Annotated in this window: 10 protein-coding genes, 2 tRNA genes and 1 pseudogene; 9 read left to right on the top strand and 4 right to left on the bottom strand. The window is 39.5% G+C overall.

What is annotated here, in order from left to right; translation table 11 throughout:
* Positions 1-45: 45 nt before the first annotated feature.
* Complete coding sequence (locus WCV88_05980) at positions 46-828, bottom strand: sulfite exporter TauE/SafE family protein (protein ID MFA6475706.1); 783 nt, start codon at positions 826-828, stop codon at positions 46-48.
* A gap of 35 nt (positions 829-863) precedes the next feature.
* Here WCV88_05980 and WCV88_05975 point away from each other — a divergent pair, with 35 nt between their 5' ends.
* The gene (locus WCV88_05975) at positions 864-1,175 is read left to right on the top strand and encodes a hypothetical protein (GenBank protein ID MFA6475705.1); all 312 of its coding nucleotides are present in this window, start codon (positions 864-866) and stop codon (positions 1,173-1,175) included.
* Between the two features lie 282 nt (positions 1,176-1,457).
* On the opposite strand, the gene WCV88_05970 is transcribed toward WCV88_05975, so the two are convergent.
* Positions 1,458-1,541, bottom strand: a tRNA-Leu gene (locus WCV88_05970).
* A 52-nt stretch (positions 1,542-1,593) separates the two neighbouring features.
* On the opposite strand from WCV88_05970, the gene WCV88_05965 reads away from it, so the two are divergent.
* The 5 genes from WCV88_05965 (at position 1,594) to WCV88_05945 (ending at position 6,873) form a co-directional block, all read left to right on the top strand.
* Entirely contained in the window at positions 1,594-1,836 is a 243-nt protein-coding gene (locus tag WCV88_05965) for a hypothetical protein (protein ID MFA6475704.1), read from the top strand.
* 27 nt (positions 1,837-1,863) lie between these two features.
* Positions 1,864-3,600 (top strand): hypothetical protein, encoded by a 1,737-nt coding sequence (locus WCV88_05960; protein MFA6475703.1) that lies wholly within the window; start codon positions 1,864-1,866, stop codon positions 3,598-3,600.
* On the top strand, positions 3,573-5,279 hold the full coding sequence (gene amrB, locus WCV88_05955) for an AmmeMemoRadiSam system protein B (GenBank protein ID MFA6475702.1): 1,707 nt from the start codon (positions 3,573-3,575) through the stop codon (positions 5,277-5,279). Before WCV88_05960 ends, amrB begins: the two co-directional genes overlap by 28 nt.
* A gap of 130 nt (positions 5,280-5,409) precedes the next feature.
* Positions 5,410-5,979, top strand: coding sequence for a hypothetical protein (locus tag WCV88_05950; protein ID MFA6475701.1), 570 nt, complete (start codon positions 5,410-5,412; stop codon positions 5,977-5,979).
* A 27-nt stretch (positions 5,980-6,006) separates the two neighbouring features.
* Complete coding sequence (locus WCV88_05945; protein ID MFA6475700.1) at positions 6,007-6,873, top strand: transaldolase family protein; 867 nt, start codon at positions 6,007-6,009, stop codon at positions 6,871-6,873.
* A 330-nt stretch (positions 6,874-7,203) separates the two neighbouring features.
* Here WCV88_05945 and WCV88_05940 read toward each other — a convergent pair.
* Positions 7,204-7,287: transfer RNA gene (locus WCV88_05940), tRNA-Leu, on the bottom strand.
* 58 nt (positions 7,288-7,345) lie between these two features.
* Here WCV88_05940 and WCV88_05935 point away from each other — a divergent pair.
* Together WCV88_05935 and WCV88_05930 are read left to right on the top strand one after the other, a co-directional pair.
* The gene (locus WCV88_05935; protein MFA6475699.1) at positions 7,346-8,002 is read left to right on the top strand and encodes a hypothetical protein; all 657 of its coding nucleotides are present in this window, start codon (positions 7,346-7,348) and stop codon (positions 8,000-8,002) included.
* 77 nt (positions 8,003-8,079) lie between these two features.
* Positions 8,080-8,925, top strand: a pseudogene (locus tag WCV88_05930) (lamin tail domain-containing protein).
* Positions 8,926-9,766: 841 nt separating this feature from the next.
* Here WCV88_05930 and WCV88_05925 read toward each other — a convergent pair.
* Entirely contained in the window at positions 9,767-10,678 is a 912-nt protein-coding gene (locus tag WCV88_05925; GenBank protein MFA6475698.1) for a class I SAM-dependent methyltransferase, read from the bottom strand.
* Between the two features lie 48 nt (positions 10,679-10,726).
* On the opposite strand from WCV88_05925, the gene WCV88_05920 reads away from it, so the two are divergent.
* Positions 10,727-12,224 (top strand): 5'-3' exonuclease H3TH domain-containing protein (locus WCV88_05920; protein ID MFA6475697.1); only part of this gene is annotated, 1,498 nt, incomplete at its 3' end.

Below are 12,224 nucleotides of genomic sequence, written 5' to 3'. Positions count from 1 at the left end.
GGTACTTTCCAGTTGAATTATATAGTATATTAAGAATAAATGCAGTTAAAAAAATCTATACACCAGTTGGCCACCTAGGAACGTTAGCACTAACACTAGTACAATTTTTAAATAACGAAGTGGGACAAAGTGAGCCAAACGTGAACCAATTAATACACCAGGAATTGAACCAATTAGTAAACCTAGCACAAGCAACCAATCAACATTACCAGCAAAAAGGTGCACGATACCAGAGGTAAAGAGCAAAACTGTGGCATGAGCAATATCACTGCCGACCAGTTTGCGCGTACTTGTATTATAAATAATCAACATGAGCACCAACATGATGCTGCCAGCTCCAACGGAAGTCAGACCAACTAGTGTTCCACCCAAAAAACCGGCCAGTATAGTATATGGGAGTTGGAATTTTTCCACCTGTAAAATATTATGTAAGCGAGTTTTAAGATGACGGACATCGAAAAATAAACTGATCGTTAAGATCGAGGCTGAAAAACAAATTGCCAGACCGAGAAAAAGTTTTAAATACTCATCAGAGTTGGTGACGGCGTGTCTTAGCCAATCACTACTTAGTGCACCAATAATGGAACCAGGCACAGATCCATAAGCTAAATGTTTGACTAATTTTAAATCCACCGTTTTTTGGCGCAAATGCTGCCAAGTACCAACCGATTTAGTAATCGCTCCATAGATAATGTCAGACCCAATTGCAATTGCCGGTTCAATATGTAAAAAAATTATTAGAATCGGTGTCATCATGGCGCCTCCGCCCATGCTGGTCATGCCGATTAATGCTCCAATAAAGAATCCAACTAAAATTATTATTAGCATAAATTTATTATATTATGGTATAACTGACTAACAATATGTCTGTAAAAATAATTTTAACCCTAATGGCTACAGCGGTAAGTATAGTAGCATACTTTGTATATTTGAGAGATGTTTTTTCTTTAAAAACAAAACCCCATGTGTACACCTGGCTAATATGGGCCATCACCCAAGGAACGGCGACTTTGGGGATTTGGTATGGTGGAGGAGGTTGGGGAGCACTTAGTTTAACCATTGGAACATTTTTTATTATTGCTGTTTTTTTATTCTCATTGAAATACGGCACAAAAAACATCACTAAAAGTGACGTAATGATGTTGGTTATTTCTTTATGTGCGATTTTAGTTTAGTGGCAATTAGATCAGCCGTTGATTTCTGTCATAATGGTTTCGGCGATTGATGTCATTGGATCTATTCCAAGTTTTAGAAAATCGTATCAGGAACCGTGGAGTGAAACTTTGGTTGCTTGGGTTTTGTTTTTAGTAGCCAACATCTTAATAGTAGCGGCTTTAGAAGAGTATAACTTACTGACGGTAACATATTTGGTAGTTATTTCATTGGCCAATATCGCGCTTTTTTTGATTTGTTTTTTTAGGAGGCAGTATATTCCAAAACCGAAAATTTAATAGTTGTGCCGCGAGAGGGAATCGAACCCTCATGGTATTGCTACCGCTAGAACCTGAATCTAGTGCGTCTACCAATTCCGCCACCGCGGCCTGTTGTGGCTGGATTCTAGCAAACCCGGGAAAAAATTACTATCATGCTCACATGAAAAAACTCTCTATCATTTTAGGCTCTACTAGGCAAAATCGGTTTGGTGAAACTGTAGCTAATTGGGTGATGTCTGAAACTAAAACTCTGCCCAACTGTACAACACAATTGCTGGATTATATTGGAGCCGATTGTCGCGGTGAACTTAATCTAACCTTTGCGACTAAAGCCTTGGCTGATGCCGCTTGGACACAAAGATTACAAACTGTTTTGAATAAGTTAAAAATTAGTATTGAATAAGGTCAGGTTGTGTGGTAAACTGTCGCCATGAATAATATTCCAAAACCATTACTTTTTATCACTGTTGGGCTTGGCCTAGTAGTGCTTGTTTTAATTGCTTTCATGGCCGGCCAATATGTGCAGCCAGATGATGTTTCGCCAATTTCGAACGCCAACGTTAATACCAATCCAACACTAACTAATGTTAATAGCAACAAAAATCTTAATACTAATACAACAACTAACACAAACGTAAATACAAATAAAAATGTCACTACAAATGAGGTTGTGCGCATGGCGGCCACTAGTGGGGTAACTTGGTTGGATCAACCAGAAGTCTTAAAGGATTTGAATTTACTAAAAAATAGTGATGGTTATGATCATTATTTTAAAGTCGCCACATTAACAGATGGTGGATCAATTATTTATATGTATCGTGAAGAGATGGGTTATGCCGCGAATCTTTTCCGCAAAAATAGTGATGCTAGTTATGTGTTGTTAAGTCAGCATTCGCAGAGTTACATAGTTGATGCGCCAGCTGATTATTTAGCTACCAGTGTAACCATTGATACAGAAACATATTATCCAGAAATTGATGCACCGGATAATTTTACCGTCAATGGTTTAGCACTCTCGCAGTATAGTTATGACGCTCGAGCTTATACGCTTGATACCGAACTCAGTGCCGATGATGCAGCAGCGTTGGTTGAATTTGGTCAAACCAATCTTGGTACAGTTTATCGTTTACCAGTTGATCTTGCCACAACCTATGATAACGGCCAAATAGTTGGTAAGAAATACTTATTAGTTTTAGCTGATCATTCTATTGTGTCATATACCGACACGGTGGATTTTTTGAATGATGACAACTCAATTACGGCAAAATGGAATAAAGACAATACTGATTTTGCCGAACGGACTTATCTTAATGGAGTGATCGCTAATGGTTGTGGAGTATTAGGAGGAAATCAATATGTTGTAGATTTAACTCCGGAAGCTTTGGATGTAGTTGGTGTTACTAACAATGATGAAAACTTATATACAGTCTTAGATAGTGAAAGTTCTTTATTACGTAATGCTTACGAATCATACAAAATCGGTCGAGATTATGAAGGTAGTACTGTAAGATTATTATCTTATGATGATTTTGTGGCAGCAACACCTTTGTTAGTGTGGTCAGATGCCATGGGTGATTATATTTTGTTTATGGATACTGAGTATGGCCCGAATGCTGAGTGTGGTAAACCGGTAGTGTATCTTTATCCAACCAAAATTACCGACGTTACTGTTCAAGTTGGCGCTAATGTAACCAAGAGTGAACCGGTTTATAATGCCGGTTGGCAGGTTACTGCTGAACCCGATGGGCAGTTAACTTTAGCTGATGGATCAATCTATTCAAATTTATTTTGGGAAGGTAAAGGGATTGGTGAGTATCCGCAAATAACCTTTGGTCGAGTTGTGCCACATAACCAAATAGGTGTGGCTATAAAAAGTGATTTAATCAAACAAGGTTTAAATGCTCAAGAGATTAAAGACTTTATGGATTTTTGGATGTCGCGCTTACCGAATACTCCATATGTTCGGCTCAGTTGGTTTAGTACTGCACAGATGAATCGTTTAGCACCATTGCAAGTATCACCGCGCCCAGATACAACTATCCGCGTGTTTCTAGATTTTGCCGGACAAACTACTCCAACCACTACTTTGCAACCACAGATTCTAACAACAGTCCCACGTAATGGCTTTACTCTAGTAGAATGGGGCGGCCTCTTACTTGGTCAATAATTTTTTGTACCAGCCTGTTATCAGGTTGTGCGACGGTAGCACCACAATCTGAACCGGTTGTTAATGTTGACGTTAAACCAGTTGTACCGTTAGTGGCTGTGTTGCCGCATCATGATGTCGTAAAAACACAAAGACAAAACCTACTTAAAACTTTAGCCGAACGATCTCAACCAGATACTATTATTTTAGTATCACCCAATCATTTTGGGGCTGGTTTTGGTAGTATTCAAACCACTGATCGAATCTGGCGCTTAACTGGTGATACTGATTCAATTCAGCCAGACACTACAGTGATAAATAATTTAGTAAACAGTCAGGCAGTATCTTTAGAGGACAGTACGTTTAATAACGAACATGGTATTAAAAATATTCTGTCTGATTTGCACACGTCTTTCCCGGAAGCCAAGTTAATACCATTAGTACTGAAAGATACGGTCACGACTGAACAAATAACAACTCTAACACAACAATTAGTAGAATCATGTAATGATTGTGGCTTGATTGCCTCCGTTGATATGTCACATTATAATCCGGCGGCGGTGGCTGATATGCACGACACCAGAACTTTGCGTGATCTACAACAATTAGATGACACAGATATTTGGAAAACCGAAGTGGATTCTCCAGCCAGTTTGGCTTTATTATTAGCCTGGGTCAAACAACAAAAAGTAAAACAGTTTGTGTTAACCGATCATACTAATTCTGGAAGTTTAGTGGGAGACAATGATGGTGAAACCACCTCACATATCATGGGGTATTATCAAGCGGGAAAAATATCAGAAACACCTAATATTATTACCTTCACCCTGGCCGGTGACATGATGTTAGGACGTGAGATTGGTTATCAATTTCAGAATAATAATTTTAAAGATTTGTTTACCAATTTTGGTGAGCGCGTGTTTTGGGGAACTGATATTGCCTGGGCGAATTTAGAAGGCCCAGTAAGTAATCAAACTATAACACAAGAGCGACAACCAGCTGATTTAACATTTTTATTTTCCAACCAAGCCCTTGAGGCGTTAAAATATTTACGATTAACCACCGTTGGTTTAGCCAATAACCACACTGCTAATCATGGTCAAGCTGGATTGCAGACCACGCGCGAGTTGCTCGATAATGCCGGAATTGATTGGGTGGGGGATCCATCTGGTGTTAGTGATACGTATATAAAAAGATATATGCAGGGTGACATCACTATTAGTTTAATCGCCGTGAATGGGTTTGATGGTGATCTGACTGGTTTAACTGATTTGATTCAACAAGAAAACCAATCTGGAAATTTTGTTATAGTGATACCGCATTGGGGCAATGAGTACCAAACCACCCATTCAGCCAAACAGGAACAGTTAGCTACCACTTGGTTTGAAGCTGGCACCGATTTAATTATTGGTATGCATCCACATGTTGTGCAAGATGCCCAAGTGATCGATAATAAACTCGTTATTTATTCACTAGGTAATTTCGTATTTGATCAAACTTTTTCCAAAGAAACGCAGCAAGGTTTACTGGTAACAGGAAGTATTACCGATGACACACTCAAACTAGTTCTGGTTCCATTAGTTAGTCGAAAATTAAAACCCGAATTAGCCAGGGGTTTAGAGAAACAAGATTTAATTGATCGGGTGTGTAAAAATATTCAGGAGTATTGTAAAGATGGTGTGATTTCAATTACAAATTAATTAGAAACAACGCGAAAATCTGTAGAGACGTGCCGCCGGCACGTCTCTACAGATTTTCATAATATTGACAAATACCCAAAATTTGTGTTAAAATGTTGGTAATTGTCACATTTATTAATTTCATGTCCATATGAATAATCCAGAAAGACAACCAGGTTCTGCAAAAATGATTGAAACTAACGAAGCTAATAAACCAGCGGTTTTGGCGTTAGATGAAGATGTAGTTAGTAATCGTGTAATAGAGCTTCCACCGTTAGATCTACCAGAACCTACTTTAGGGTCAGTGGAAACAACAACATTAGAACCAGAACCGGATAAGCCAGTTTTTTCACTTGACGATAGTCAAGCAGGCGTTTCACAGAAAGAAAATGTACCAATGACTGAAGAGAGGCAAGCCTTCCTTGATATAAAAAAATTTCTCAGTGGAAATCCGGCCATGAGAAAATTGCCAAATGGCGATATTGAAGTGTCCACAGCAGCGATTAGGTGGGTTAATAAAAACAATCAGAAACACCAGGAAAGTTTAAGAACTCCACTTTCCGTATCAAGTGGAGTTCAAGAATATATAACTTGGCAAGATGCTGCACAAGCTATGTATATGTCATTAGATGATTACAGAGGTAATCAAAGAGAGAGATTGATACAACAAAGAGATGATGTCATAAAAAATGTAAATGACGCTCTTAGTTTTCTTAAATAATATTTTATATCAAATTTATTTATTAATGTGAAACCACATAATCTAACAACTAAAATATTTTTAGACAGTGGTGATCCACAAGAGACTAGTGAAGCACTGCGCTTACTTGGGTTTCTTGATGGACAGACGACCAATCCATCATTGGTGGCGAAAAATCCGGAGATACAAAAATATTTGGCCAGTGGTAAAAAATTGACTGAACAAGAAGTATATACTCGTTACCAATCAATAATTAGAGAAATTTCACACCTTATACCTGAAGGTTCAGTTTCAATCGAAGTATACGCGGATAAAATAACATCAGCTGAAAAAATGTTTGTTCAAGGACAAGAGATGTTTGGCTGGATTCCAAATGCACATGTCAAATATCCGATTATCCAAGCCGGTTTAGCAGCGGCTGAGATGTCAGTTAAAGCTAACATGAGAGTTAATATGACGCTGTGTTTTACCGAAGAACAAGCGGCCGCGGTGTACGCGGCTACACGTGGAGCTAAAGCGGGGAATGTATTTATTTCTCCTTTTGTCGGACGACTGGATGATCGTGGTGAAAATGGTATGACACTAATTAAAAATATTCTTAAGAATTTTAAAACTGGTGATAAACACGTGCAAGTATTATCAGCCAGTGTGAGAACTATTAACCATTTTCTTTATTCACTAGCTTTAGGTGCAGATATTATCACTGCCCCATTAAAAATATTGGTTGCATGGGAAAAAATGGGTAAACCCGTGCCAGGGAAAGAATATATTTATAATGCTGGATCATTAAAAAACATTCCCTATGCTGGAATTGATTTGAACCATCCATGGACTGAGTATAATTATCAACATGTTTTGACCGATCAAGGTATAGAAAAATTTGTAGCAGATTGGAAGGCTCTCATTGATAATTAGTAATTATTTTTGAGCTGATGTCGTATTATACAAAAAATTCCTTCAGTATTGGAATTGGAACAATCCGTTTCATACTTTTACCATCAGCAGACTCTATTTTCAGTTGTCGACAAATTGTCGACAACTGAACCTTGTCTTCATCCTTAACTCGTACTTTCCTCCGACGGTATTAATCAAAAGGGGGTGTTCAATTTGAACCCACCCTTAAGTTCAGTTATTTACAATTTGTAAACAACTGAATTTCATCTTCTTTACGCTTCCAACTGTCGACAATTTGTCGATGATTGATTTTTTCTTCCGCGGGGTTAACTTCGATTAAGTGACTGTATGTGCCGACGGAGGGACTCGAACCCTCAATCCGGTAAAGGAACATGGTCCTAAGCCATGCGCGTATACCAATTCCGCCACGTCGGCCAAGCCTCACTACGCTAACCAATTCAAACCGGCTTGTCAATGTGCTATACTTATTATTATGAAATATTTTCTCCCAGTTTGTTTGGCTCTACTCTTGGTGACTGGTTGTACTACCATCTCACCGAGCGGTACAACTAACTCTACTAATAATACCAATACCACAACTTATTGGTTAAACTACTACCCCACGCAATGTAATAAAACGCCATGGGGGGATACTTTAACTGAAACAGCTATTACCGAGTATTATCAAACCAGTCTACAGGTGACGGTCATGGCCGTAGAAGTAAATCCTCCTACTACTGGATTCATCTCTTGCGCGGCCTGCGGTTGTTCCACTGGTGCACAAGTATCTATTCAAACAAATGAAGCAGGGAAGGTGATTTTATTAGAGCACGGTTTCACTGAAGAAGAATTATACCAGGCACCAGTTATAGCCAGCAATGAAAATACTAATACCGTAGTAACACCAATCGAAACCAATGATGTCCCTCTATCAGAAGTAGATGCCGGTTTGCGCGATCGGTCTAATCAAGTGGTGAAATCTTTAAAAGATTATTATACCGCGCATGGTTCATACCCGGATAATATTACTGAATTGAATCTCACAGTAGATTTGACCGGTTTAACCTATACACCCATTGGCAGTACACCGGCGGATTATTACGATTTGAATGTGGAGTATTCCACGGGTGGTGTAGTGATGAATCCGTAATTCGCTATTGACAAGAATAAAAAAATGCTTTAAGGTGTAATTACAAAGAGCGCGGCCTAAGTTTGGGGTCGCGTTTTATGTTTAAACACACATCTAAACAGGTGTTATCCTACTTATTAGTTGGATTCGTCTGTGCCATGTTCATACCAGTTAGTACACAGGCTGTCTGTGAAACGGTTCCAGTGGGGCCGTATAGTAAATTTATTCACATTTCAGAGGTGTTACCAAACCCATCGACCACAGAATCAGCCGATGAGTTTATTGAGTTGTACAATAGTGGTGCGGAGCCAGTTGATGTCACTGGTTGGAAAATCAACGATGCGGCCGGTACCAGCTATACATTAAGTGGTACGATTGGTGCCAAACGTTATTTTACTTGGTATCGATCTGATACTCACATTTCTTTAAATAATTCTGGCGACAGTTTGACGTTGCTGAAACCGGACGGTAAGTCGATTGAGACTATTACTTATAGTGATACAGCTAGTGATGATACTAGCTATGCTTTGCAAGCTTCTGGTGACTGGGCTTGGACAACACAACCCACCCCTTTTACCATCAATCTATTTCCCAGTGTTACTACCAACACCACTGATAATTCTTCAGATACAACCACTGATCAAACTTCTCCAGTTGAGCCAAATTATGACTATTCTGAAGATGTCATATTATCCGAATTGTTGCCTGACCCAGACGGGTCGGATACCACCGATGAATGGATTGAATTATGGAATACCGGTGATAGTATAGATTTATACGGTTGGACATTAACTGACAGCAGTAATGATTATACTTTTCCGGAAGATAGTGTCATTCACTCAGGTGAGTATAAAGTAATTCCAATTACAGACAGTAAAATTTCCTTAAACAATTCCGGCGAAACGATTACCTTAAAAGACCCAGCCGATACGGACATAGCCAGTGTCACTTACAGTACTGCCACTAGTGGTTCAAGTTATGCTTTAGATGGTACGGCCTGGCAATGGAGCACGACACCCACCCCTGGCACAGCCAATAGTTTTCCGGCTGAACCAACTACCGATGATACAAACACAGACACAACCACGGATACTCCTCCACCAGCACAAACGATCAGTGATATTAAACAATTAGCGTCTGGTGAGTCTGTCACATTTTCTGGCACAGTAGAGGTTTTACCGGAAACTTATAGTAGTAATTACTTTTATGTGCAGGATGATACGGCCGGTATCCAAATCTATTCCAGCAGTAAAAGTTTTCCTACTTTAACTATTGGTGATGTAGTTAGTATTACCGGAACCACTTCTAGCAGTGCTGGTGAAGCTAAAATCAATACTAATACTAGTGTTGATATTACCGTGACGAGTCATCTTGATAGTATCACACCGAAACTGGTGACTACTTTAGATAATACTTTAGCTGGCACTCTGGTAAGTTTAACGGGCACCGTTACGGCTAAATCCGGCAGTACGATAACTTTAGATACCGGTACGGTGTATGTAAAAAGAAATACTGGTATTAGTACGAGTGGTTTTACTGTGGGACAAAACTATACTGTACTTGGCGTGGTAGTAGTCACAGACACGGCCACGCAACTTTGGCCACGGTCGAGTGCGGATGTGATAGTAAATAGTAGTGTCGGAGCGGTGACAGCTTTAAATATGCCCATTGTGCCAACCGCCCAAGCGGCCACAGATACTGTGATTTCACCACCGGCACCGGTTCAAACCCAATCTACCACTTGGTTGTGGTGGCTAGGTGGGGCTGCCCTAGGTTTGATCAGTATTATTCAGCTGTGGCGTTGGCCTTGGCTAAAAAGTCGGTTACGTAACTGGTACGTGGCGCGGGTAAGTGTTTGGGTAAAACAACATTTCCCGTGGGTTGACTCAAAAAGAAATACCATGGGCTCAGATGACCAGAGCCAATGTCATGACCAACATACTTTGGATAAAACAACTGTTTCAACAAACCCTCCAAATCTTCCTTCCGCAATAAAGTGTGTTCCAATTCCGCTCCAATCTGCAGCAACCGGTGGTATTCTTCCTCAGACAGTAAGCCCGAATCAAAATACTCTTTAATTTTATCATTAAAACTACTTAAGTAAGTTTTTCTTGTGGCTGTATCAATGGCTTTAAAATTTTGATTGTATAACCGTAAGCCAAAAAATAAATCGAACAAGTTGTATTCACCGGTGCGATACTCGTGAATATGCACACTCGGAGCGTAACGCGGTCGTTGGTGTAAAACTGCCCCTTCCCGAATAATTAAACTGCCGGTTGGTTTTAACCAGTGATGTAAATGATCTAGAAGTAACTGTTGATCAGTTTGTGGTAGAGCGGTCAGTACACCATCACCCAGAATCACATCGAAGGTGGCCGGATCAAAGTGTACCGATAACCAATCGGAGATAATTATTTCTTCATTCGGATGATGAGCATAATGCATTTGGGCGGTTTTGTCTTTAAGAGCTTTCTCATCGCGTTCTACAGTGGTGAGTTTATGGCCATAAGATAAAACAATGTCGCGTAATTCTGGAGTGGCACCTAATACTAGAGCATGTATCTGTTCGGCTCCTTCAGTGGAAGAGTTATACAAATTATGAAATTGTTCCAGAGTATCTTCTGAAGCAGCCGGAGCATCAATTTTGCCAAACCGGGCGGTATTTTGTAATTGGGTGCTCTTTTTTTGTTGAAACATAACAATAAAATTATAACAGGTTCAGACGCTTCATGCTATACTGCTAGCATGAAAGATAAATTGGTTATTATTGATGCCCACGCTATTATTCATCGGGCATTTCATGCTTTACCACCCCTCACTACCAAAGATGGTATGGTGGTTAATGCTGTCTATGGTTTTTTTAACATTCTGTTTAAAGTGTTACGCGATTTAAAACCAACCCATGTAGCAGTGGTGTTTGATGCGCCTGGTCCAACCTTTAGACATAAACAATATGCAGCCTATAAAGCCACGCGTAAAACTCAACCTCCAGAACTGTACAATCAGATACCATTAGTAAAAGAAGTGGTGGAAGCATTTCATTTTACCACTTACTCGCAATCTGGGTTTGAAGCCGATGATATAATTGGCACCATTGCTCACCAGATGTCAGACACGGTTGATACCTATATTGTAACTGGGGATATGGATGCACTACAGTTAGTGAATGATCATACTTTTGTTTATGCCATGCGTAAAGGCGTGAGTGATACCGTAGTGTACGATCGAGCGGAAGTGAAACATAAATTAAATGGTCTTACCCCCGAGCAAGTAATTGATTACAAAGCCCTGCGCGGTGATACCGCCGATAACATTCCTGGCATCAAGGGGATAGGCGAAGTAACAGCGACTAAATTATTATTACAATACCAGACCGTAGAAAATGTTTTACAACATACTAATAATCAGACTGGATCATTGCGCGAAAAATTAACGACCGGAAAAGCTTCGGCTATATTATCCAAACAACTAGCTACGATCGATTTATTTGTTCCCATTACGGTAACTCTGGCTGATATTATTATCAAACCGTACGATCGTAATCAAGTCATTGCACTTATTCAAAAATATGAATTTAAATCATTGCTGAGAAATTTACCAGACAATGTTGTTGAGAGCCAGGATCAGCCACAACCACAACCTAGTACGTATAATTTAATAGATACAACTGATAAAGCGAAAAATTTAATCCAGAAACTAAATCAGGTTTCAGTGTTTGCGCTGGATACCGAAACTACCAGTTTGGATCCGTTACTGTGTGAGCTAGTTGGTTTTAGTATGGCTTTAGCTCCTGGTGAAGCCTATTTTATTTTAGGAAAATTAGTAGAAGAATTTCGAGACATATTACAAAATAAATCGATCGGTAAAATTGGCCACAATATTAAATTTGATTACAAAGTTTTACAGGATACTCATAATATTACCGTCCAACCAATAGTGTGCGATACCATGTTGGCTTCATATATCTTAAATCCGGGCAGTCGGGGACACGGTTTAGATGCTTTAGCCTTTGCTGAATTTGGTTATGAAATGATGCCCTATAGTAGTTTAGAAAACCCCATCACCAACACACCCATCGAGAAACTGACTTTTTATGCAGCCGAAGATGCCGACTACACCTGGAAATTATACGAAACATTGTTGCCGCGAGTAGCACAAAGTAAATTAGAAGATATTCTCCGTTTAGAGGTTGATCTAATTCCAGTACTAGCCGCGATGGAAACCGCCGGCATATTATTAGATG

The organism is Patescibacteria group bacterium (assembly GCA_041665365.1).
Lineage (GTDB): Bacteria > Patescibacteriota > Patescibacteriia > UBA9570 > UBA9570 > UBA9570.
The sequence above is the reverse complement of the archived record's forward strand: the minus strand, read 5'-3'. Positions and strand labels throughout refer to the sequence as shown.

Excerpts from the sequence above, each read along its gene's own strand:
- WCV88_05980 (MFA6475706.1), bottom strand. The coding sequence starts at position 828 with ATGCTAATAATAATTTTAGTTGGATTCTTTATTGGAGCATTAATCGGC.
- WCV88_05975 (MFA6475705.1), top strand. The coding sequence starts at position 864 with ATGTCTGTAAAAATAATTTTAACCCTAATGGCTACAGCGGTAAGTATA.
- WCV88_05965 (MFA6475704.1), top strand. The coding sequence starts at position 1,594 with ATGAAAAAACTCTCTATCATTTTAGGCTCTACTAGGCAAAATCGGTTT.
- WCV88_05960 (MFA6475703.1), top strand. The coding sequence starts at position 1,864 with ATGAATAATATTCCAAAACCATTACTTTTTATCACTGTTGGGCTTGGC.
- amrB (MFA6475702.1), top strand. The coding sequence starts at position 3,573 with ATGGGGCGGCCTCTTACTTGGTCAATAATTTTTTGTACCAGCCTGTTA.
- WCV88_05950 (MFA6475701.1), top strand. The coding sequence starts at position 5,410 with ATGAATAATCCAGAAAGACAACCAGGTTCTGCAAAAATGATTGAAACT.
- WCV88_05935 (MFA6475699.1), top strand. The coding sequence starts at position 7,346 with ATGAAATATTTTCTCCCAGTTTGTTTGGCTCTACTCTTGGTGACTGGT.
- WCV88_05925 (MFA6475698.1), bottom strand. The coding sequence starts at position 10,678 with ATGTTTCAACAAAAAAAGAGCACCCAATTACAAAATACCGCCCGGTTT.